This is a genomic window from Scopulibacillus darangshiensis (assembly GCF_004341035.1).
Classification (GTDB): Bacteria; Bacillota; Bacilli; order Bacillales; family Sporolactobacillaceae; genus Scopulibacillus; species Scopulibacillus darangshiensis.
Window position 1 is genome coordinate 12,579 of record NZ_SLXK01000012.1, and the last position, 23,656, is coordinate 36,234.

Below are 23,656 nucleotides of genomic sequence, written 5' to 3' on the forward strand. Positions count from 1 at the left end.
CGTATTATTATTCAGCATGGCTGCAGCCTTTTTAGTTGCTTTGATTTTTGCGCCATTTTTCATACCGATTTTGCGAACGTTAAAGTTTGGCCAATACATTAGGGATGAAGGCCCCGAAAGCCACCAAAAAAAGGCGGGAACACCGACAATGGGCGGTGTGATTATCTTGTTTGCGCTTATATGCGGGACATTAATTGCAGCAATAAAATACCATTTAATTACAACGGACACTTATTTATTATTATTTGTTACCGTTGGCTACGGATTAATTGGATTTTTGGATGACTTTATAAAGATTGTTATGAAACGCAATCTTGGATTAAACTCAAAACAGAAATTGGTCGGACAATTAATTATTGCTGTAATCTTTTTTATCGTCTTATGGCAAACGGGTTTTTCGACAGCGATTACGATTCCGGGAACAGATATAGGCTTCGATTTGCATTGGGCGTACATACTGCTCGTGATCGTCATGTTGCTTGGCACATCAAACGGTACGAATTTAACCGATGGGGTGGATGGGTTGTTAACAGGTACAGCGGCCATTGCATTCGGCGGATTTGCTATTGTTGCTTATCATACACTGCAAATGGATGTGGCTGTCTTCGCAACAGCAGTAACGGGAGCTTTGCTCGGCTTTCTTCTCTTCAACGCTCACCCGGCGAAAGTTTTTATGGGAGATACAGGGTCCCTCGCTCTTGGAGGTGCATTGGCAGGCACTGCCATATTGACAAAATCGGAGATTCTCTTGATTATCATTGGCGGGATCTATGTTATTGAAACCTTATCTGTCATGATCCAAGTCACATCTTTTAAAACAACTGGCAAACGGGTATTTAAAATGACTCCGCTCCACCATCATTATGAATTATCGGGCTGGTCTGAATGGCGGATTGTCTCAACTTTTTGGTTCTTTAGCTTAGTCTTCGCTGTGCTTGGAATATATTTAAAGGTGTGGCTGTAAAATGAAAAACATTTTTGATTATAAAGGGAAACAGGTCCTGGTTCTTGGGCTGGCTAAAAGCGGCTACACCGCGGCTAAATTGTTGCATCGCCTTGGCGCTGAAGTGACAGTCAACGATATGGCATCCTTAGATCAGGATCCGCATGCGGCGGAGCTGAAAAGCATGGGTGTGCATATAGTTGATGGCGGACACCCGGATTATTTGATACATGAAAACTTATACACCATTGTTAAAAATCCAGGCATACCTTACACAAATCCGTTAATTGCAAGCGCTATGGATAAAAAAGTACCAGTTATTACAGAAGTTGAGCTAGCATCACAAATTTCTGAAGCTGAATTTATCGGGATAACGGGATCGAATGGCAAAACAACGACGACGATGATGCTTGGGGAAATGATGAAAGGAAGCGAGTACGAGGCAATTGTTGCAGGGAATATCGGGACAGTTCTTTCTGAAGTTGTCCAGGATGCAACGAATAATAATATCATTGTCACAGAATTATCCAGTTTTCAACTCTTGGGAACGAAGGATTTTTCCCCTCATGTTGCCATCATTCTTAATTTGTTTGAAGCGCATCTTGATTACCATGGGACTTTACAAGAGTATGGACGGGCCAAAGCAAAAATTACAGCGAACCAAAAAGAAAATGATATTTTAATTTATAATGCAGATAACTTCCATGTTGTTGAGCTTATTCGGGATTCAAAGGCGACAAAGATTCCTTTTTCGGCAGCGGCATCCACCAAAAAGGGAGCATATATTGAAATGGGCGCGATCTATTACAAGGGAGAAAAAATAGTTCATGTTGATGACATGGCTATGCCAGGGGCTCACAATGCCGAGAATGCGCTGGCTGCGATTGCTGCTGCAAAAGTCTACAATGTTTCCACGGGCTTTTTACAAAAGGTTTTAAAGACCTTTTCGGGTGTGCCGCATCGTTTGGAATTTATTAAAGAAAAGGACGGCAGGCTTTTTTACAATGATTCTAAGGCAACGAATATATTAGCAACAACAAAGGCGCTGGCGGCCTTCAGACAGCCCACAATCCTGCTGGCGGGAGGGCTTGACCGCGGAGGCAGCTTCGATGCTTTGATTCCGGCCTTAGACAGGGTAAAAAGCGTAGTAGCTTTCGGAGAAACGCGGGAAAAAATAAAAGCGGCGGCTGAACAGGCCGGAGTTAAAACGATAAAAATTGCCGATAACGTTGACGAGGCCGTCCAACAAGCATACGGCTTATCGGACACAGGCGATGTCATTTTACTTTCCCCTGCTTGTGCCAGCTGGGATCAATACAAATCCTTTGAACAAAGAGGAGACATGTTTATTAAAAGGGTGCATATGCTTTAGTAGAGACAGGTTGTCTCACCAGGCTATCCAAACATATTGCCTGGATATCAACCAGTGACTGAGGTGTTTGATAGATGCCTAAAACTAAAGCAGCACCAGACTTTTTTCTTATTGCTGTTACCCTAACCCTGCTTTTAGTAGGATTACTTATGGTATACAGTGCCAGTGCCGTAGGGGCGTCATACAAGTTTGACGATGCCTTTTATTTTGTCAAACGGCAGATGTTATTTGCGGCGGTGGGAATCATAGTTATGTTTTTGGTTATGAACATCCACTACTGGACATGGCGTTCATGGGCAAAAATAGCAACCTTGGCATGTTTCCTTTTGCTCATTGTCGTTTTAATACCAGGGGTCGGTTTGGCACGCGGTGGTGCTCGCAGTTGGCTGGGTGTCGGAGCATTTTCGATCCAGCCATCCGAATTCATGAAAATGGCATTAATTGCTTTTTTAGCAAAGTATCTTTCAGAACATCAAAAGAATGTGACGTCAATAAGAAAAGGACTGATCCCATCACTAAGTCTCGTATTTCTTGCATTCGGGTTAATCATGCTCCAACCGGACTTAGGAACCGGAACAGTATTGGTCGCAACATGCATGACAATGCTTTTTACAGCTGGGGCTCGAATAAGACATTTCGTCTACATGGGTTTGTTGGGATTAGCCGGATTGGCAGGATTGATTATATCAGCGCCATATCGGATACAGCGAATCACATCCTTTTTGGATCCGTGGAGCGACCCATTGCACAGCGGTTTTCAAATCATTCAATCGTTATATGCGATCGGTCCGGGGGGATTGCTCGGCTTCGGATTGGGGCAAAGCAGGCAAAAGTTTCAATACCTGCCAGAACCGCAAACTGATTTTATATTTGCCATCATATCTGAAGAACTCGGATTTATCGGTGCGGGATTTGTGTTATTATTGTTTTGCCTATTACTGTGGCGTGGCATTCGCATTGCGATGGGGGCCCCTGATTTATACGGCAGTCTTCTGGCCATCGGGATTATTGGCATGATCGCCGTACAGGTAATGATTAATATAGCGGTGGTAACAGGACTGATGCCGGTGACGGGGATCACGCTTCCTTTCCTGAGCTATGGAGGCTCCTCATTAACATTAATGCTTGTCTCAATCGGTGTACTGTTGAATATTAGTCGTTACGCAAGATATTAGGTCATAAGATCATTGGAATAGAAACAGCCCTGTTTCTCTATTGAGCAGGGCTTGTTGTTTTATTATGACCGGCTGGTAAGATTCGTTATAATTAAGGGATAGTTAGAAACACAAGTGTTGGGAGGATAAGAAGAAATAATATGGATGAAATTTATACTAAACTAGACGTGCTGAAGGTTGGAAAAGTTAGGTTGAATGAACCGTTGGCAAAACATACAACATTAAGGGTTGGCGGGCCGGCAGATTTATTTGTTGAGCCGGACAGTATAGATAGCCTTGTAAACACTATGGATGTCATCAAACAATACAACTTGAAATGGCGCGCGATTGGCAAGGGCTCTAATCTTTTAATCAGTGATGAAGGAATTAGAGGCGTAGTCATTAAGCTTGCCAGAGGGATTAATCATATGGAACTTGACGGCAACAGGCTGCTGGTTGGGGCGGGTTATCCCATGGTCCCGCTAGCCACCATTCTAGGGAAAAAAGGCTTGTCGGGATTTGAATTTGCCGGAGGGATCCCAGGGTCAGTCGGAGGGGCAGTGTATATGAATGCCGGAGCCCATGGCTCAGATATGTCGCAAGTTCTTTCCAGGGCAAGAATTTTATCCCCAAATGGTGAGCTTAAATGGCTGAGTTTGGAGGAATTAGCATACAGCTACCGTACCTCAGTACTTCAATCCCAACAAGGGATTTGCGTGGAAGCCGAGTTTGAATTAACTTCTGGGGACGCTAAAGTCATATCAGAAAATCTGCAAGCATTTAAAGATTACCGCCATAGCACACAGCCCTATGATTCTAAATGCTGCGGCAGTGTATTCAGGAACCCCTTGCCAAACCATGCCGGCAAACTCATAGAAGATGCTGGATTGAAGGGATATAGGCTAGGCGGGGCGCAAGTCTCACCGCTCCACGGGAATTTTATAGTTAATGCAGATCATGCGCGGGCCCAGGATGTTCTGGATCTTATCCAATTCGTTAAAAGATCTATAAAAGAGAAGTATAATATTGATCTTCATACAGAAGTAGAAATCATTTCCTAAAAAGAGGGCATAAACATAGGGAAAAGTGTGATATAATCAGTGTAAAACAAAACGGCATGAAAGATGTCGTTTTGTTTGATTTTCAATATTTATATGATGAGGAGCACTCTTCACATGCCTGAAAAGAAAGTCATTCCTATTGAAGATCGCATTCCAAAATTAAAACAACAAAGAAGGCAAAAAGCCAATCGCAGATTTATTTTTTACATCACAGTTTTTTTTATTTTGATACTAGCAGTCATTTATTTCGAATCGCCGCTAAGCACAATCAGCAAGATTACAATTGAAGGAAATCATTATACACCAAAGCAAAAAGTGTTAAAGGAGAGCGGTTTGTCAACTGATAGTCATTATTGGGATATCGAGCCTGATAAGGTAGCTGCCCGGATCGAAAAGCTGCCAACAGTTCAATCCGTTGACATCCAAAAAGTTTTTCCCAGCAACGTTACGATAAAGGTTAAAGAGTTTCAAAGAATCGCATACTTGGACAAAGATGGTTCGTACATACCCATTCTTGAAAACGGATCGCTATTGCCAAGATTGGGTAAAGGTCAGCTGCCAATAAACGCCCCCTTGCTTATTGGATGGAAGCAGGACGAGCATTTAAAAAATATGGCGAAACAGCTTTCGAAAAGCCCACAAGCTATCATCCATAACATATCCGAAATACACCCCGCACCAAAAAAGGGTGGAGATGAAACGGTCATGCTTTATATGAACAATGGCTTAAAGATTCTGGCAAACATCTCTAACTTCTCGGAGAAAATTTTGGCTTACCCGGGAATTGCGGAAAAATTGCCTAAAGGCACTAAAGGTATCGTGCATTTGCAAGTCGGTGCATATTTTAAACCCGATCAAGCACAGAAGAAAGAGGGCGCTGGAGATGAAAAAAAATAGCGTCTTGTTTTCAGTTGTCCTCCTCGTGACTGGATTCATTTTAGCGTATTCCTTTCAATATGTTAACGAAAAACGGGACAGCAGTGCCCATAAATCTGATGAACAATGGAAAAGGGAACATCAATTAAGAAATAAGCTTATCCATGAACAGGAAGCGAATAGGGATCTTGAAAACAAACTTGTTAAAATGCGAGACAAGGTCCAAACCCATGAGAAAAAGGTGGCCGCCCAAAAGAAGAATGCCGTTCATTTGGTGGAGCAGTTAAATAAATACCGGATGATAGTCGGGACTAGGAAGGTTGCGGGGGAGGGCATATCCGTGACATTATCGGACGGGAATTATGTAACTAATGGCGATAATCCAAATAATTATATTGTTCATCAGCAGGATATTCAGGAAGTTATATATGAATTATTGGCTGCAGGTGCTGAAGCTGTTGCTATCAATGGAAAGAGAATCACAACACATTCGTATATCGAATGTGTCGGCCCTGTGGTAAAAGTCGACGGCAAGCGGTTTACCGCCCCCTTTATTGTCTCCGCAATAGGTGATCCAAAACTGCTGGACGGCGGCCTTAAAATGAACGGCAATACTGTTGATCAGTTGGAGGCGAGGGGCATCGATGTTATGGTAAAAAGGGAGAAAACAATCGTTTTGGATCCTTTAATTTGACGGAGGAGAGTATGAAAAAGCGGCACGCATTAACGATGACCCTTGTAACGCTAATTATTGGATTCATGCTGGCTATCCAATTCGAAACAACCCGCAACCCCCAAAAGAGGGATACACGTGATATTTGGCAGCTTCAAGAAGATTTAGCCAAAGAAGAAAAACGTCATATCGAATTAAATAATGAGTTTAAGGAGACCAGCCAGCTATTACAAAAGTATAAAACAGAGCAGGGGAATCAAAAAATCATGGCAATGAAAGAGGCCCTTAAAGAATTAAAAGAAAAAGCAGGGGTCACTGAAAAAACGGGTCAAGGTGTCATTCTTCACATCAGGCCCATGGTTGATACAAGCTTGATTGAGGAGTCATATTACAGTGTTTCAGCCATCTTGTTAAGGCGGCTGATTAATGAACTAAATCAGTATGGTGCGTCAGAAATCGCCGTTTCTGGCGAAAGAATTATTAATACGACTCCTATTCGCGTTGTGCAAAAAAAGCTCTTCGTCAACGATCACATGATCAGTGATGTGCCATTTAATATCCATGTGCTGACCCCCCGGCCAAAGGATTTTGCAAAACGAGTAGATGTATCACAATCAGGTGAAGACCTAGCAAGAGAAGGTTTGGTCATTACGGCGGAAGTAAAAAAATTGGTCAAGCTCCCTGCCTACACTCCGAATATCGGATTAAATTATTTGCACACGGTTAAGGAGGACTCTTAGGATGTGGCTGCCAATATTAGGGTTAATTATTGGGCTTTTCATAGGACTTTTTACGCATTATTCAATCCCCGAAGTCTACGCCAATTATCTATCAATTGCTCTCCTGGCTGCATTCGATACATTACTTGGCGGTGTACGGGCCCAGCTTCAAGATACATATGATAATTTCGTCTTTGTGACTGGATTCTTTTTTAACATTGCATTGGCTGCAGTTTTAGCTTTTCTAGGTGTCCATCTTGGTGTAGACTTATATTTAGCCGCAGTTTTTGCATTTGGGGTAAGGCTGTTTAATAATATTGCCATCATTAGACGGGTCATGCTTGCTAAATGGAAAAAGAAGGCTTAGAAAGTTTACAGATTTTATCCCTGTAAAGAAGGGATACGTCTAAGAATGTTGAATACATTGATATGATCGAAAAAATGTTTTATTAATTATGATCACGTGTGTGTTCGAATGAGGACTTTTGGAACGATTCCGTTATAAGCGATGAATCATGTCGCTCTATCAAACTATCGGAAATTCGAACATCCTCTACTAATAGATACAGATCAGGCAAAGGAGGTGCCATAGAATGAACAGCAACGACATTTATGTAAGCTTAGACATCGGTACATCCAATGTGAAGGTCATCATCGGAGAAATGACCGGTGACTCGCTGAATGTCATAGGCATAGGAAAATCAGTGTCGAGGGGAATTAAAAAAGGTTCTATCGTTGACATTGATGAAACTGTTCGTTCGATTCAATCGGCCGTTGAACAGGCAGAAAGAATGGTAGGGTTACAAATTAAAAGTGTGATTGTGGGAGTGACAGGCAATCATATTCAATTGCAGCCATGTCATGGCGTTGTAGCGGTTTCAAGTGAGAACCGTGAAATCGGCAACATTGACATCGCCAGGGTGATGGATGCAGCGCAAGTCATGTCGATACCGCCGGAAAGAGAAATCATTGATGTGATACCTCATCAGTTCATTGTAGACGGATTGGATGAAATCAATGACCCAAGGGGAATGGTCGGTGTCAGGTTAGAAATGGAAGGCACGATCATAACTGGTTCAAAGACCATCTTACATAACTTATTGCGCTGTGTGGAGAAATCGGGATTGCAAATTGCCGATATTTGTCTTCAACCGCTCGCTTTAGGTTCTGTTGCCCTGTCTAAGGACGAAAAGAACCTTGGTGTTGCTTTATTGGATATCGGCGGTGGTTCGACCAATGTGGCAGTATTTGATCAAGGGACATTGATGTCCACTTTTGTATTGCCGATCGGTGGCAACCATATTACAAAAGACATCTCTATTGGACTACGGACACCTACTGAAGAAGCGGAAGAAATAAAAATTAAGCATGGCCATGCCTTTATTGACACGGCCTCCATGGAAGAGATATTTAACGCATCTAAGATTGGCAGCTCTTCCGATCAGACCTTTAATCAACAAGATCTAGCTTATATAATTGAGCCGCGTATAGGGGAACTCCTGGATCTTGTCCGTGCCGAATTGGGGCGGATCGGCTTTCACGAGATGCCCGGCGGTTTTGTGCTGACAGGCGGTGTGACGTCAATGCCTGGCTTGCTTGATCTTACCCAGCATGAATTAGATCATAATGTCAGAATAGCCATCCCGGATTATATCGGTGTGCGTGAACCGCAATATACATCGGGTGTCGGCTTAATCCAATTTGCTTATCATAATGTGAAAGTTCAGGGGAAAGAAGTCACGGCAGCAATCGCTTCCGAAAATTATGACGCCGGGCCCAAACAAAGAAAACAAGCGAAAAATAAAAGCCAGGGGCAAACCAAAGAATCTGGAGAGCGAGTCGGAATGACAAAGAAGGTTAAAGACTGGTTCGGATTATTCTTTGATTAACTGGCAGCGATATTTTGAAATAGGAGGAACAAATCATGTTTGATTACGATATGGATATGGAACAATTCGCTCATATTAAAGTCATTGGTGTTGGCGGCGGCGGAAGCAACGCAGTAAATCGGATGATTGAAAGCGGCATACAAGGCGTTGAATTCATCTGCGTCAATACTGATGCTCAAGCTTTAAAACTTTCAAAAGCAGAAGTTAAACTCCAATTAGGAGAAAAACTTACCCGCGGACTTGGTGCTGGAGCTAACCCTGAAATCGGAAAGAAGGCAGCCGAGGAAAGCCGTGATCAGGTGGAAGAAGTTCTAAGCGGTGCTGATATGGTTTTTGTCACAGCTGGAATGGGCGGCGGTACCGGAACAGGAGCAGCTCCAGTTATTGCGGAAATCGCCAAAGACATCGGAGCACTAACGGTCGGTGTCGTGACGCGGCCTTTTACTTTTGAAGGCCGTAAACGCTCAAATCAAGCAGCAGGCGGAATTTCAACACTTAAAGAAAAGGTAGATACATTAATTGTCATTCCAAACGACCGGCTTCTTGAAATCGTTGATAAAAATACGCCGATGCTTGAAGCATTTAGGGAAGCAGATAATGTTCTGCGTCAAGGTGTTCAAGGGATCTCTGACTTAATCGCAACGCCTGGTCTCATTAATCTAGACTTTGCCGATGTTAAAACTATCATGACCGAAGGCGGTTCAGCCCTAATGGCAATCGGTATCGCTACTGGGGAAAATCGTGCATCAGAGGCTGCCAAGAAGGCTATTTCAAGCCCGCTGCTTGAAAAGTCAATTGACGGCGCTAAAGGTGTCATCATGAATATTACAGGCGGCACAAATTTAAGTCTATATGAAGTTAACGAAGCTGCAGATATAGTGGCAACGGCGGCTGATCAGGAAGTCAATATGATCTTTGGGTCGGTTATTAGCGAGGATCTGAATGATGAGATTGTTGTCACAGTTATTGCGACAGGCTTCCAGGAAAATGAGAGTCAACAAGCATCGAATCAATCAATGAATCGCCCGCAACGGTCTTCTTTCCAGCAGCAAAGTAAACCAGCAAGCTTTAATCACAGGGAAGAACAGGACCAATCCCGGATGTCGCAAAATCAACCATCGAATGAATCGGAAGATACCCTTGACATCCCAACATTCCTGAGAAACCGTAACCGAAGAAGATAGAGAAACTCAGCTGAAATAAAATAGAATTTTAAAGAGGTGACCATGGTGAATGGTCACCTCTTTTTTAGTTAATCAGAAAGTATAAGTGCTCCTCCACTTCGTTTTGTCGCAAGGCAACAAAGAAGTGTAGCAAGCAGTAGCCTTTCTGACGCACATAAGTGCACTGGCTAAAGACGTAACATCCTGTTACAACGCCAGTACTAGCACGTCCTGTGCGTCGCAACTAAGCCTCTGTCTTCACCAAAGGCTCGCCAATCGGCAAGTTTTCTTTACATCTTCCGAGTAATTTGTATGCTAGATACCATCGTCCTAATATGACAAAAAAAATGAGAATGCGCCAAAAGAAAAGTTTGGGCACCGTCATTAAATGACAGACATCTCTAAGGTCAGCTCGTATACTTGGATCAAACACTTTTTTGGCGGGTGACGTGTCATGACTGTTTACCTGGATGTGATCTGGCTTCTGAATCTTTTTATCGATTTCATGCTTTTGAAGTTGACATCGGTTATCTTAAAAAGGCCGGTTCGTCCTTGGAGGATGCTGCTTGGCACTTTATACGCATCGAGCATCGTTCTTTTTCTTTTCACACCGCTTGCACCCATTTTTTATCATCCTATCGGCAAATTGGTGTTTTCGGCTGTGATCATCTTTATCACTTTTGGCTATCGAAGGTTGTCGTTGTTTGCTCAAAGCTTTTTAACCTTTTATTTTTCCGCATTCATGATTGGAGGAGGGTTGTTTGCTGTACACTATTTTTTTCTGTCAAGTGAATCATATGCCTCACAAAAGGCTTTCAGTACACTAAGCTATGGTGATCCTGTTAGTTGGCTCTTTGTTGTTTTTGGTTTTCCTGTGCTGTGGATCTTTTCAAAAAAGCGAATTGACAATCTCATTATAAAAAAATGGCGGGCATCAGAACAGGCTGAAGTGACAATTAAAGTGCTGGGCGTAACCATCAAAACGACTGGAATGATTGACAGCGGCAATAAATTATATGATCCGCTTTCCCGTACACCGGTAATGTTTTTGAGTAAGGAAGCTAGTCATGGTCTTTTGCCGGAAACTTTGTTTAATGAAGGGGGGGACCTCTACTCAATGATGACCGATGAATCATTAAATAAGGATTGGCTTTCCCGATTGACAATGATCCCTTATAGGGCGGTCAATGGATCAAATGAGCTCGTTACAGCCTTTCGCCCCGATGAGGTCGTGATTAGCCATGGCGGGACAGTTCTTCTGAGCCCAAAGGTGGCTGTGGCGTTAACTGAACACCGGTTATCTGGTGAGGGTGATTTTCATTGCATTCTGCACCCGGACATGATGCTTCACGGCAAGACCATTGAAACGGCATCATAAACGACTTTATATTTTTAGCTAGGGCAGGGGGGATCACATGTTGAACCGAATTAAGCTCATCTTTTTATCTTTTTGGTATAAATTGTTGGCTAAACTAGGGCTGAAGTCTGAAGAGATATATTACATTGGTGGAAGTGAAGCCTTGCCGCCGCCATTATCCAAAGAGGAAGAAGCAGAATTGCTTAAAATTCTTCCAACTGGTGATGAAAAGGCGCGTTCAACACTAATTGAACGTAACTTACGTCTTGTTGTCTATATAGCGAGGAAGTTTGAAAATACGAAAATAAATATTGAGGATTTAATCAGTATTGGCACTATTGGATTGATAAAAGCGGTCAACACATTTAATCCTGAAAAGAAAATTAAGCTGGCAACTTACGCTTCCCGTTGTATAGAAAATGAAATTCTTATGTATTTAAGAAGAAATAATAAAACAAAGACCGAAGTGTCCTTTGATGAGCCATTAAATGTCGATTGGGATGGCAATGAACTCCTATTATCAGATGTCTTAGGCACTGATGATGATATCATCACCAGGGATATGGAAAGAAAAGTTGACCGTTCACTGCTTAAAAAAGCGATATTATTGTTAAATGAAAGAGAGAAAGAAATCATGGAACTCCGTTTTGGTCTAGCCGGTGGCAAAGAAAAGACGCAAAAAGATGTCGCTGATCAGCTCGGAATTTCACAATCTTATATTTCTAGATTAGAGAAAAGAATTATTAAACGCTTGCAGAAGGAATTCAACAAAATGGTTTAAAACCACAAAAATGATCTTGTGCATAAAATTCCCTCTTAAGGAGATACTTTACCTTGTACAATGCTCCGATTAGGGGGAATCACAATGGCACGAAACAAAGTAGAAATCTGCGGTGTTGACACAGCAACATTACCTGTACTAAAGAATGTGGAAATGAGAAAATTATTTGTTGAAATGCAAAGCGGGCGGCACGAAGCTAGAGAAAAACTTGTTAACGGCAATTTAAGACTCGTTTTAAGTGTCATTCAAAGGTTTAATAACCGCGGTGAGTACGTCGACGATTTGTTCCAAGTCGGATGTATCGGATTAATGAAATCCATTGATAATTTTGATCTAAGTCAGAATGTAAAATTTTCAACTTATGCTGTCCCAATGATCATCGGTGAAATCCGCCGTTATTTAAGGGATAACAATCCTATCCGTGTCTCGCGTTCTTTGCGTGATATCGCTTATAAGTCTTTGCAAGTCAAAGAGAAGCTGATATCTAAGCATTCTAAGGAACCGACGGCGGCGGAAATTGCAAAGGAATTGGACTTGCCCATTGAAGACATTGTTTTCGCGCTCGACGCTATACAAGATCCAGTGTCACTTTTTGAGCCCATTTATAACGATGGCGGTGATCCGATTTTTGTCATGGACCAGATCAGCGACGACAAAAACAAAGATGTGCAATGGATTGAAGAGATTGCTTTGAAGGAAGCAATGACAAGACTTGATGAAAGGGAGAAACGGATCTTATCCATGCGCTTTTTCCAAGGGAAGACACAAATGGAGGTCGCAGATGAAATTGGAATTTCCCAAGCCCAAGTGTCGCGGCTAGAAAAAGCAGCAATAAAAGAAATGAATAAAAATATTCAAAACTAACACTTACCATTTGGTAAGTGTTTTCTTTAACATTTTTGTCCCTCATCTGCCATATAGTTAATAATAAAATGGATTAGAGGGTGAGGTTCATGGCAAAAATATCAGAATTTCAGGCGAAAGAAGTTGTTAATGTAGAGGATGGCAAACGATTGGGTCACATAGGTGATCTTGATGTCAATCTTTCCTCGGGAAAAATCGATAACCTAATTATACCTGGCGCCGGCAAAATGATGGGGCTGTTGGGCAGGGAAAATGATGTTGTTATTCCATGGCGAAACATTGTCCGGATTGGCTCCGATGTGATATTAGTCAGGTTTTATGATGCCCCTCCAGGAGAGTATCCGTCCTCAAAAGAGTCGTAAAATATGATATCCACAATTTAGGACAGCCTCGAAGCGGGGGCTTTTTTTGTTCTTAAAGAATGGCGTTCTGGCTCGTTTTATCGTAAAATAAAGTAAAGGAATTCATAGACAAAAGGAGTGTCACTTCCCGTTGACTTCTGAGCGGTTTTCTATTAAGGCAGAAAGATTTCTTACAACCGAAAGCATCTACTTATCAAATAACAGCGCCTTGGTCTTAGGGATAACAACTAGAGACGGCGGTGTCAGCCGCGTGCCATATGCCACTCTTAATATGGGTTACCATGTTAAGGATCACCATGAGGCTGTCTTGGAAAATAGGCAGCGATTAGGGGAAGACTTGAAAATGCCGCTCGAGAATTGGGTGGCGGGTGAGCAAATTCATGATACCAAGATTACCCGTGTGTCGGAGAATGACCGTGGAAAAGGCGCACGGGATTATGACTCAGTCATTAAAGGAACGGATGGTCTTTACACAACACAATCAAATTTGCTCTTAACCGCCTGTTTTGCTGATTGCGTGCCAATCTTTTTTTATACAAAGAAACAGCCCGCAGTAGGGGTCTTGCATGCTGGCTGGAAAGGCACCGTAGGGTCGATTGCATCAAAAATGATTAGGATATGGCATGAAGAGTTAGGTATCTCGCCTGATGATATTAATGTGATCATCGGTCCTTCCATCGGACCATGCTGTTATGAGGTTGACAAGCGTGTATTGAAGCAAGTGCAGCAATTAGACAATGATGTGGATTTAAAGGGTGTATATCATTCTTCTGATCGAACCGGCCGATACATGTTGGATTTGCAAGGTTTAAATAAGAGGATTTTAATGAATGCCGGTGTGCCCGGTCAAAACATACATATTACCAATTATTGCACAGGATGCAGAACGGACATGTTCTTTTCCCATCGCAAAGAAAATGGCAAAACAGGGAGGATCATGGGTTTTATTGGAATAGTTAAGGGTGATGTTAAATCATGACTGTTGTGAATCAATTAAAAAATGTTCAAAAAAATATTAAACAGGCGTGCGAAGCGGGAGAACGCTCTGCGAAAAATGTTAATATCATAGCTGTCACGAAATATGTGACCGAAGCAAGGGCCGAGGAAGCTGTAAAAGCAGGGCTGACCCATTTGGGTGAAAACCGAAAAGAAGGGTTGCTGCAAAAGCAAGCGGCCATTTCAGATTCTCGGGTTTTATGGCATTTTATCGGCTCACTCCAAACGAGAAAAGTAAAGGATGTCATTTCTCACATCGATTACTTGCATTCATTGGACAGGCTGACATTGGCAAAAGAAATCAATAAGCGTGCTGACGTTCCTTTAAAATGTTTCGTTCAAGTAAACATTTCCGGTGAATCTTCTAAGCATGGGATCGGTGAAGATGAACTTATGGCTTTTATAAAAGCTTTAAAGGACTTTTCGAATATATCTATTGTCGGTCTTATGACAATGGCGCCTCACACAGAGGACCAGGAATTGATCCGCCGCATTTTTCGCCGTTTAAAGAATTGGCAAGAACATATCATGGAACATGGCTTTGAGCATGCGCCGTGTACGGAGCTGTCAATGGGTATGTCAAATGATTATCAGATTGCTGTTCAGGAAGGTGCAACATTTGTACGTATAGGATCGGCCCTGGTAGGAAATGACGGATAAAGGGGAATGAAACAATGGGCCTTAAAACGGCTTTCAAGCGTTTTTTTGATCTTGATGAAGAAGCAGAAGAGATGGAAGAAAAACCAGAAATACAGAAGAAGGATGAGCCATCTGAGCCATCCGGCAAAAATGAAAAAAAGCAGAACGTTGTCTCTTTGAAAAGCATTCATCAACAAACAAAAGTGATTTTATCGGAACCAAAAACATTTGACGACGTAGAAACAATAGCCGACCATTTAAAAAATAGACGCACTGTTGTTGTTAATTTACAACGGCTCTCTAGAGAACAAGCAAAAAGCATCTTGGATTTTATGAGCGGGGTTGTTTTTGCCCTTGATGCTGATATACAAAAGCTTGGTGCTGATACTTTCATGTTCGCTCCCGAAAATGTCGACATTTCGGGAATGATCTCGGAACTTTTGGATGAAGACAAATTTTGAATGAATGTTTTATAAAAAAGGACAAAAAGAGCAGAGGAACGTATGATCAAAGATACGTGAGCAGCAGAAAAGCAAGATAACGAAGAGATCCGACAGCAATTTTTCCCGGACTTTTTGAACATCATATTTTGAATGTTTAAGTTCAAAAAGGAGGACAAAAAGAGCAGAGGAGATCGAGGCAGCGCAGCTTTGAGCAGCGGAACGTATGATCAAAGATACGTGAGCAGCAGAAAAGCAAGATAACGAAGAGATCCGACAGCAATTTTTCCCGGACTTTTTGAACATCATATTAGTGAGGTGACAGAGTGTATACTATTGCAGGTATAGTCAGTGAAATCATTTATATTTACTCCTGGGTTCTAATTATTTATATTTTAATGTCCTGGGTGCCAAATATTCAAAACTCGAGCATTGGGCAATTGTTTGCCCGTGTCAGTGAACCTTTTTTACAACCTTTTAGAAAAATTATCCCGCCTATCGGAGGCATGATCGATATATCACCGATTGTTGCTTTTTTCGTATTAAGACTTGCGGGACGCGGCGTTTATGAACTCGCCTATTTGTTGAGCTGAGCAAATGTCTGTATATCAGCATTTCCGTGTTGAAGAAAGACCTTTCATTGATACCGTGCTGGATTGGAAGGAGGGTGTGCTGACCCGCTATCAACCAAAATGCAGCGACTTCCTTGATCCAAGACAACAGGATATTATCAGACATTTGCTCCCGAACCATGATGATGTACAGCTGATTTTTAATGGCGGTTACGAACAGGCAGAGAGAAAGCGGGCTATACTGCTTCCCCCCTATTTTTCCCTTGGTGAAAACGATTTTAATATAGTATTGTTTGAGATCCATTACCCAAAAAAGTTTGCTCAGCTGTCACATCCTGAACTCCTTGGCGCACTTACTGGGCTTGGTCTGGTAAGAGATAAATTCGGGGATTTGCTTTTTCATCATGATCGAGTACAGTTTTTGGCAGCAAAGGAAATAGCCGACTTTGTCCAAATGAATTTAACAAGTGTTGGCCGCGTTAAGGTATCGTGTGATATGATAGCATTATCTGAACTAGTACATACTGCAGAGGAATGGGAGGAAAGTGATGGAACCGTTTCCTCTCTAAGGCTTGATGCCGTTTTATCCGAAATTTATCGGCTGCCGCGTTCTAAAGCTGCGGCATACATTGAAAATGGTGCGGTTAAGGTTAACTGGAAGCGAATTGAGAAACCAGCTTATGACCTATTGGCCGGCGACCATCTCTCGTTAAGAGGTCATGGCAGAAGTAAAGTGAACGGGATTTATGGCACGACAAAAAAGGGAAAACAGCGGATTAAGTACAGCCATTTAAAATGAATTGATTGGTTTTGGGAAGGAATTTCTCAGGTTATATCGAAACATAACATTTGGAGGTGGCACGTATGCCATTAACACCATTAGATATTCACAATAAAGAATTTACAAGAGGTTTTCGCGGTTATGATGAGGACGAGGTTAATGATTTCCTTGATCAGTTAATTAAGGACTTTGAAGCCTTAATTCGCGAAAAAAAGGATCTTGAAAATAAAGTGAACACTCTTGAAGAAAAGATCGGCCATTTCTCAAATATTGAAACGACATTGAATAAATCCATTCTTGTAGCACAGGAAACTGCTGAAGAAGTCAGACAAAATGCAGCAAAAGAAGCGAAATTGATCGTCAAAGAGGCTGAAAAAAATGCGGACAGAATTATAAATGAAGCGCTGGCCAAATCACGAAAGATTACGCTTGATATTAATGAGCTGAAGAAACAATCTGATGTTTACCGGACGAGATTCCGGATGTTGATTGAAGCTCAATTGGAACTTTTGAAAAATGATGATTGGGATAAGCTTGCCGAACCCTTTAACGAAGATGAGGTTTTGCAAAAGTCTGGCAGTGAAGCTTGACGAGGACGCACTTTATTTCATATACTTACTTCATAAAGAAAACTTGCCGATTGACAAGACTTTAATAGGAGAAGACAGAGACTAGTTGCACTTATATGCGTAAGAAAGTTTATACTTTCTTATTAACTTCATGAAAAAGTTGATAAAAATTAATGACAATGACAAGGAAAGTAGCGGCTGTCAGACAGTCTAGCGAGTCAGGGTATGGTGAAAGCCTGATCTTGAAGCAACCGTGAAATCACCTTCGAGTTCCATTCTGAAAGCTATCGATGCGATTAAGAAGCGGCGTTCATTCACGTTAAGAATGTTTTGAGTGGGCAAAAGGCTTTGTTTTCTTTTGTCTATAAGGGTGGTACCGCGGTCCTTTTCGTCCCTTCAGGGGATGGAAGGGCTTTTTGTTTTCTTTAGTTAACAGAAAGTATATAGTTTTCTTTAAAAAATGTTTGGAGGAAAAGCTAATGGATTATAAAGATACATTGCTCATGCCAAAAACTGATTTTCCAATGCGCGGCAATTTGCCGAACAAAGAACCCAAGATGCAAGAGGAATGGCTTGAAAATCAAGTTTATGAAAAGGGATTGAAAAAGACGGAAGGCAAGCCGCTGTTTATTCTTCATGACGGACCGCCGTATGCCAATGGTGACATCCACATTGGCCACGCGGAAAACAAGGTTTTAAAAGATATGATTAATCGCTTCAAATCGATGAATGGTTATCATGTCCCTTATGTGCCGGGATGGGATACCCATGGACTGCCAATCGAACAAGCTTTGACAAAAAAAGGTGTTAATCGCAAAAAATACAGTGTTGCCGAGTTCCGCAAGCTTTGTGCTGATTATGCGCTTGAACAGGTTGACCGTCAAAAACATCAATTTATGCGGCTTGGTGTCCGGGGAGATTGGGAAAACCCATATATCACGTTGAAAAAAGAGTATGAAGCCGAACAAATTAAAGTTTTCGGGGACATGACGAAAAAGGGTTATATCTATAAAGACAAGAAAACTGTTTATTGGTCCCCGTCATCAGAATCTGCTTTAGCCGAAGCAGAAATCGAATATCAGGATAAGCGTTCACCATCCATTTTTGTTGCTTTTAAAGTAAAAGATGGCAAAAGTGTTTTAAATGGCGACGAGGAAATGGTCATTTGGACGACAACACCTTGGACAATTCCCGCTAATGTCGGTATTTCGGTTAATCCTGGTTTTCAATACAGTATTGTTAAAGTTGCCGATCGCAAGTTCATTGTGGCGTCTGAACTTGTTGCATCACTTGCTGAAGAGTTTGAGTGGGAGAATCCTGAAATTTTCAAAACAGTTATTGGACGTGAGCTTGAAAATGTTGTGTGCAGCCATCCATTTTATGATCGGGAATCACTCGTCGTTCTTGGTGATCATGTCACGCTTGATGCTGGTACCGGCTGTGTTCATACTGCACCAGGTCATGGTGAAGATGATTACTTCATTGGCAAGAAATATGGGTTGCCTATTTTGTGTCCAGTCGATGAAAAGGGTGTTATGACGAGTGAAGCACCAGGATTTGAAGGGGTTTTTTACGATAAGGCAAATAAACCGGTGACGGATAAGCTGAAAGAAGACGAAGCATTATTAAAACTTAATTTTATCACTCACTCATATCCGCACGATTGGCGCACGAAAAAGCCGGTTATTTTCCGAGCCACTGAGCAGTGGTTTGCATCAATTAAAGACTTTCGGGAAGAACTGCTTCAGGCTGTCCGAAATGTTAAATGGCTTCCCGGTTGGGGAGAAACCAGGTTATTTAATATGGTTCGGGATCGTGAAGATTGGTGTATTTCCAGGCAAAGAATTTGGGGTGTTCCTATTCCAGCCTTTTATGGTGAAGATGGTGCACCGATCATCACCGATGAAACGATCGCACATGTTTCGAATCTGTTCAGAGAGCATGGCTCTAACGTATGGTTTGAATGGGATGCGAAGGACTTGCTGCCAGAGGGTTTTACATCCGAACATAGCCCGAATGGCGTATTCAAAAAAGAAGTCGATATTATGGATGTTTGGTTTGATTCCGGGTCGTCACACCAGGCAGTCCTTGAAGCGAGAGATTATTTGCGGCGTCCCGCTGATATCTATCTTGAGGGCTCTGACCAATATCGCGGTTGGTTTAACTCATCGCTTTCAACTAGTGTTGCTATAAGCGGAGAGGCACCTTATAAACAAGTCATCAGTCATGGCTTTGCCCTTGATGGTGAGGGACGTAAGATGAGTAAGTCGATCGGGAATGTGATTGACCCCATTAAGGTCATGAAGCAATTAGGGGCGGATATCATTCGGTTATGGGTCGCGTCCGTTGATTATACGGCTGACGCACGTGTCTCTAATGATATTTTAAAACAGGTAGCGGAAGTTTACCGCAAAGTCAGAAATACTTTGCGTTTTATGCTCGGCAATTTAAACGATTTTAAACCTGAGCATGAAGTGAAAATTGAAGATATGTCTGAACTTGATCAATATATGATGGTCAAACTTAACCATTTGATTGATAAATCATTGAAGGCATATAATGATTATCAATTCCTGACTGTCTATAATACGATTCATAACTATTGTACCATTGACCTTAGTTCCCTTTATATGGATGTTGCGAAAGACGCTTTGTATACAGAACCTGCGAACAGTCTGCGCCGCCGCTCCATTCAAACTGTTCTTTACAAAACGCTTACAGCGCTGACCAAGCTGTTGTCGCCAATCATCCCGCATACCGCAGAAGAAGTATGGCAATACACGCCTGGGGCAGCGGAAGAATACGTTCAATTGGCCGATATGCCAACAACTGAAGTAGTTCCAAATGCGGATAATATTGAGGAAAAATGGGATAAATTAATTGATGTCAGAGATGATGTTCTGAAGGCGCTTGAAAAAGCAAGAAATGCTAAGACGATCGGTAAGTCACTGGAAGCAGCAATCTTATTATATCCTGCAGATAGGAATCAATCCTTGCTTTCAGAGCAGCAAGATTTGGATAAATTATTTATTGTTTCACAGGTAGAAGTCAAGGGAACAATGAATAATGCTCCTCAGAATGCAGAAAGATATGATGAAACAGCTGTTATAGTCAAAGAGGCTGAGGGTGAAAAGTGTGAGCGCTGCTGGATCGTTTCACCAACTGTTGGGGAAGATTCTGAACATCCAGAGCTTTGTCATTCTTGTGCTGAAACAGTTAAAAACTATTACGCATGATTTTAAAGGCCGGGGCTACCGGCCTTTTTTTCCTCCTTTGGAAAAGAGGGTTGTGATTGACAAAACTTAAAGCGTCTAAGGCAGGCGTAACTCGATCAAACTAAGATTGTTCCGGATTAAAAGGGGGAAGGTGAGGTTTTTGCGTTCATATCGAAGGATTAAGAAACAGCTCCTGGAAAGAAAAAAAGAACTGGAAAAGGAACTTAACGTTAATAACGAATTTGGCATGGAAGTGCCGTTCGCTGAAGGTTTGTCCTCAGGTGAATTATCTCAATATGATAATCATCCAGCCGATTCAGGCACAGATCTTTATGAGCGGGAAAAAGATATGGTGCTGCGGAAGTTTTCGCATGAAGAATTGGATGATATTAAAGCGGCTTTGGGAAAAATAGAAAACGGAACGTACGGCATTGATGAAAAAACCGGAAAGAAAATTCCCTACGCCAGGTTAAAAGCCTTGCCAACGGCGAGGACAGCAGTGGAGACATCACCGAATCAAGATAAGATAAAACACAGCCGGCCTGTTGAAGAAGAGGTTATTAGTCAAATGGAAGAAGACTATGCAACCAACAGCCAAGAAACTGAGTATAATGAGCAAAATATTTATGACATTGTCGCATCATTTAATGAGAGCTCCATGACATATGAAGGCTCCTCTTTAATGGATAATGATGACGGCATGGGCTATGTTCAGCTTGTGGAAGCAATTGGCTCGACAGGCATAGAAGGTTATAGCGGTGATGAAAATGTCCAATTTCTGCGCAATATCCAATACGACAAATGGATGAATCAAGAAAATGTTGCTCAGGATGATGAAGGCGAGGATGACTATTTATAATTTGCAGGATCGCTGATTGACTTAGTCATGATGCGATCCTGTCTTTAATATGATAAAATGCAAAAGAAGATTGCGGCTTGTTATCTTTTGCCGACATACATATTAGAACAAATGATGGGGGAGAATCGGTTGTTATATTATTTATTGGCAGTGATTGTTTTAATTTTTGACCAGCTGACAAAATGGTTAATCGTTAAAAATATGGTTATTGGGCAAAGTACAGAGCTCATCCCAAATATCCTCTATTTTACATCATCCCGAAATCGGGGTGCTGCATGGAGCATTCTTGAAGGACAAAGGTTTTTCTTTTTTATCATCACAGCGGTTGTCCTCGTTATTGTCATTTATTATATGCAAAAAATGGGACGATTTAAACCTTTTCTCGGAACAGCATTAGGTTTGGTTATTGGCGGCACCCTTGGTAATTTTATCGACAGGCTATTCAGGGGTGAAGTGGTCGATTTTATCCATGTCTATATTTTTAAATACAGCTATCCGATCTTTAACGTTGCGGATTCCTCTTTGGTTATCGGCGTTATTCTTATCCTTATTTACATGTTCATTGAAGAAAAGAAGGAGAAAAAACATGGAAATCAATGAAAAAACAGTTACTGAAGAGCATCACGGTGAACGGTTGGACAAATGGGTGAATTATCAGATCTCTGAATTATCAAGAACACGGATACAAGACATGATAAAAGACGCAATGGTAACTGTAAATGGACGTAAGGTAAAACCAAATTACAGGGTAAACACAAATGACCACATTATTGTCAAAGTAAGTGAACCTGAACCGCTTGATGTTAAACCGGAGAATATCCCACTTGATATTATTTTTGAAGATGATCAGCTGCTTGTTGTTAATAAGCCAAGAGGCATGGTTGTCCACCCCGCTCCAGGTCATGTCAGCGGGACTTTAGTCAATGCACTCGTTTATCATTGCAAGGACCTTTCAGGTATAAATGGTGTAGCGAGGCCGGGGATTGTTCACCGGATTGATAAAGATACCTCCGGCTTGCTTGTCGTCGCCAAGACGGATCAGGCCCATCAATCCCTTGCTTCACAGTTAAAAGCCAAAACTACGCATCGCATTTATCAGGCGATTGTCCACGGTGTCGTTTCCCATGACAAGGGAACGATAGAAGCGCCGATCGGCAGAGATGAAAAGGATCGAAAAAAAATGGCAGTAACTCATCAAAACAGTAAAGATGCTGTCACCCACTTTACAGTAGAAGAACGATTTGCCAAATATACATTTGTAAGGTGCCAACTAGAAACCGGAAGGACTCATCAAATCCGCGTCCATATGGATTACATTGGCCATCCGGTTGCAGGTGACCCCAAGTATGGTCCGAAGAAGACATTGGATATCGATGGTCAGGCGCTTCATGCATCAGAATTGGGTTTTCGGCATCCTGTCACAGACCTTTTTATCACATTTTCTGCACCGCTGCCAAAGGATATGAATGATCTGTTAAATAAATTGCGGGAGCGCGGTTGACAATCCGATGGATCTTTGAAATAATATTAAAAAATGAGTTCCTTTAAAGTTAGTCCCGTGAGGCTAAGAAGGATAACGGACGTTGGATACAGCGGTTTTTTTTAAATGGTCTCCGCTGCCCTCGTTAAAACCCTCTTACCTCGTGGTTAGAGGGTTTTTTGAATTTAATTAAGTGAGGTGAGGGATGATGGCAGAAAAGAATATTATGGATGAACAGGCTATTCGCCGTGCTCTCACAAGACTTTCCCATGAGATCATTGAAAGAAATAAGGGAATTGAAAACGTGGTCCTGGCAGGCATTAAAACCCGAGGGATCTATATCGCCAAAAGGCTTGCGAAAAAGATTGAACAAATTGAAGGCCAAGCGATTGAGATTGGTGAGATTGACATTACATTATACCGTGACGATTTGGTAAAAAAAACCAAATCGCTGGATCCGGAATTAAAGGGTACTGATATACCGGTTACGATGGAAGAGAAGACGGTCATCCTTATTGATGATGTTTTATATACGGGAAGAACGGCAAGAGCCGCAATGGATGCGGTGATGGATCTCGGCAGACCTGCGAGAGTTCAACTCGCTGTTCTCATTGACCGCGGCCATCGTGAGCTTCCCATAAGACCTGATTTTATTGGGAAAAATGTACCGACATCAAAAGGTGAAATCATATCCGTACAGCTGGATGAAATCGACGGGATCGATGACGTCAGCATTAAAGATAAAGCTTAACAGCCGAACATTCGGTTATTAAAAAAATAAATATGTTCCCTTTTAAAGGCAGTCCAGTGAGGCTGATAAGGGGCGACCTTAGGTATCAGTGTGCAAAGAACATGACCCTATGTTCAAGCTATCAAGAGATGCCTAACGAA

At 41.9% G+C, this 23,656-nt stretch carries 25 protein-coding genes and 1 other annotated feature; all 25 genes read left to right on the plus strand.

Annotated features, from left to right (window positions below; genetic code table 11):
- The first annotated feature begins 16 nt into the window (after positions 1–16).
- Positions 17–964 carry a phospho-N-acetylmuramoyl-pentapeptide-transferase gene (mraY, locus tag EV207_RS09800; RefSeq protein ID WP_132746076.1) on the plus strand — a complete coding sequence of 316 codons (948 nt, stop codon included), beginning with the start codon at positions 17–19 and terminating at the stop codon, positions 962–964.
- A gap of 1 nt (position 965) precedes the next feature.
- Positions 966–2,315: a UDP-N-acetylmuramoyl-L-alanine--D-glutamate ligase gene (gene murD / locus EV207_RS09805; RefSeq protein WP_132745987.1), complete on the plus strand. Its 1,350-nt coding sequence runs from the start codon at positions 966–968 to the stop codon at positions 2,313–2,315.
- A 74-nt stretch (positions 2,316–2,389) separates the two neighbouring features.
- On the plus strand, positions 2,390–3,490 hold the full coding sequence (gene spoVE, locus EV207_RS09810; RefSeq protein ID WP_132745988.1) for a stage V sporulation protein E: 1,101 nt from the start codon (positions 2,390–2,392) through the stop codon (positions 3,488–3,490).
- Between the two features lie 140 nt (positions 3,491–3,630).
- Complete coding sequence (murB, locus tag EV207_RS09815; RefSeq protein WP_132745989.1) at positions 3,631–4,530, plus strand: UDP-N-acetylmuramate dehydrogenase; 900 nt, start codon at positions 3,631–3,633, stop codon at positions 4,528–4,530.
- 114 nt (positions 4,531–4,644) lie between these two features.
- Positions 4,645–5,427 carry a cell division protein FtsQ/DivIB gene (locus EV207_RS09820; RefSeq protein ID WP_165886896.1) on the plus strand — a complete coding sequence of 261 codons (783 nt, stop codon included), beginning with the start codon at positions 4,645–4,647 and terminating at the stop codon, positions 5,425–5,427.
- Positions 5,414–6,100, plus strand: coding sequence for a DUF881 domain-containing protein (locus EV207_RS09825; protein ID WP_132745991.1), 687 nt, complete (start codon positions 5,414–5,416; stop codon positions 6,098–6,100). Before EV207_RS09820 ends, EV207_RS09825 begins: the two co-directional genes overlap by 14 nt.
- 11 nt (positions 6,101–6,111) lie before the next feature.
- Positions 6,112–6,819, plus strand: a complete 708-nt coding sequence (locus EV207_RS09830; RefSeq protein WP_132745992.1) for a DUF881 domain-containing protein — start codon at positions 6,112–6,114, stop codon at positions 6,817–6,819.
- A 1-nt stretch (position 6,820) separates the two neighbouring features.
- Complete coding sequence (locus tag EV207_RS09835) at positions 6,821–7,165, plus strand: small basic family protein (RefSeq protein WP_132745993.1); 345 nt, start codon at positions 6,821–6,823, stop codon at positions 7,163–7,165.
- A 226-nt stretch (positions 7,166–7,391) separates the two neighbouring features.
- Positions 7,392–8,687 (plus strand): cell division protein FtsA, encoded by a 1,296-nt coding sequence (gene ftsA / locus EV207_RS09840; RefSeq protein ID WP_132745994.1) that lies wholly within the window; start codon positions 7,392–7,394, stop codon positions 8,685–8,687.
- Between the two features lie 35 nt (positions 8,688–8,722).
- Positions 8,723–9,871 carry a cell division protein FtsZ gene (gene ftsZ, locus EV207_RS09845; protein WP_132745995.1) on the plus strand — a complete coding sequence of 383 codons (1,149 nt, stop codon included), beginning with the start codon at positions 8,723–8,725 and terminating at the stop codon, positions 9,869–9,871.
- Positions 9,872–10,304: 433 nt separating this feature from the next.
- Positions 10,305–11,228: a sigma-E processing peptidase SpoIIGA gene (gene spoIIGA, locus EV207_RS09850; protein ID WP_132745996.1), complete on the plus strand. Its 924-nt coding sequence runs from the start codon at positions 10,305–10,307 to the stop codon at positions 11,226–11,228.
- A gap of 37 nt (positions 11,229–11,265) precedes the next feature.
- Positions 11,266–11,988, plus strand: a complete 723-nt coding sequence (gene sigE / locus EV207_RS09855) for an RNA polymerase sporulation sigma factor SigE (protein WP_132745997.1) — start codon at positions 11,266–11,268, stop codon at positions 11,986–11,988.
- Between the two features lie 84 nt (positions 11,989–12,072).
- Positions 12,073–12,852, plus strand: a complete 780-nt coding sequence (sigG, locus tag EV207_RS09860; RefSeq protein WP_132745998.1) for an RNA polymerase sporulation sigma factor SigG — start codon at positions 12,073–12,075, stop codon at positions 12,850–12,852.
- An 89-nt stretch (positions 12,853–12,941) separates the two neighbouring features.
- Entirely contained in the window at positions 12,942–13,214 is a 273-nt protein-coding gene (locus EV207_RS09865; protein WP_132745999.1) for a YlmC/YmxH family sporulation protein, read from the plus strand.
- 130 nt (positions 13,215–13,344) lie between these two features.
- Entirely contained in the window at positions 13,345–14,193 is an 849-nt protein-coding gene (pgeF, locus tag EV207_RS09870; protein WP_165886897.1) for a peptidoglycan editing factor PgeF, read from the plus strand.
- A complete protein-coding gene (locus EV207_RS09875) occupies positions 14,190–14,870 on the plus strand; it encodes a YggS family pyridoxal phosphate-dependent enzyme (RefSeq protein ID WP_132746001.1) in 681 nt (226 codons plus the stop codon). Before pgeF ends, EV207_RS09875 begins: the two co-directional genes overlap by 4 nt.
- A gap of 14 nt (positions 14,871–14,884) precedes the next feature.
- Complete coding sequence (locus tag EV207_RS09880; protein WP_132746002.1) at positions 14,885–15,310, plus strand: cell division protein SepF; 426 nt, start codon at positions 14,885–14,887, stop codon at positions 15,308–15,310.
- Positions 15,311–15,615: 305 nt separating this feature from the next.
- Positions 15,616–15,882, plus strand: coding sequence for a YggT family protein (locus EV207_RS09885; protein WP_207902944.1), 267 nt, complete (start codon positions 15,616–15,618; stop codon positions 15,880–15,882).
- A gap of 4 nt (positions 15,883–15,886) precedes the next feature.
- Positions 15,887–16,660 (plus strand): YlmH family RNA-binding protein, encoded by a 774-nt coding sequence (locus tag EV207_RS09890; RefSeq protein ID WP_132746003.1) that lies wholly within the window; start codon positions 15,887–15,889, stop codon positions 16,658–16,660.
- 65 nt (positions 16,661–16,725) lie between these two features.
- The gene (locus tag EV207_RS09895) at positions 16,726–17,232 is read left to right on the plus strand and encodes a DivIVA domain-containing protein (RefSeq protein WP_132746004.1); all 507 of its coding nucleotides are present in this window, start codon (positions 16,726–16,728) and stop codon (positions 17,230–17,232) included.
- Between the two features lie 149 nt (positions 17,233–17,381).
- Positions 17,382–17,610: a binding site (T-box leader), on the plus strand.
- Positions 17,611–17,690: 80 nt separating this feature from the next.
- Positions 17,691–20,447 carry an isoleucine--tRNA ligase gene (ileS, locus tag EV207_RS09900; RefSeq protein ID WP_132746005.1) on the plus strand — a complete coding sequence of 919 codons (2,757 nt, stop codon included), beginning with the start codon at positions 17,691–17,693 and terminating at the stop codon, positions 20,445–20,447.
- Positions 20,448–20,586: 139 nt separating this feature from the next.
- Positions 20,587–21,285 carry a TraR/DksA C4-type zinc finger protein gene (locus EV207_RS09905; RefSeq protein ID WP_132746006.1) on the plus strand — a complete coding sequence of 233 codons (699 nt, stop codon included), beginning with the start codon at positions 20,587–20,589 and terminating at the stop codon, positions 21,283–21,285.
- Positions 21,286–21,399: 114 nt separating this feature from the next.
- Complete coding sequence (gene lspA / locus EV207_RS09910) at positions 21,400–21,885, plus strand: signal peptidase II (protein WP_132746078.1); 486 nt, start codon at positions 21,400–21,402, stop codon at positions 21,883–21,885.
- On the plus strand, positions 21,872–22,786 hold the full coding sequence (locus tag EV207_RS09915; RefSeq protein ID WP_132746007.1) for an RluA family pseudouridine synthase: 915 nt from the start codon (positions 21,872–21,874) through the stop codon (positions 22,784–22,786). The genes lspA and EV207_RS09915 overlap by 14 nt, the downstream gene beginning before the upstream one ends.
- Positions 22,787–22,973: 187 nt before the next feature.
- Complete coding sequence (gene pyrR / locus EV207_RS09920) at positions 22,974–23,516, plus strand: bifunctional pyr operon transcriptional regulator/uracil phosphoribosyltransferase PyrR (protein WP_132746079.1); 543 nt, start codon at positions 22,974–22,976, stop codon at positions 23,514–23,516.
- Positions 23,517–23,656 lie beyond the last annotated feature (140 nt).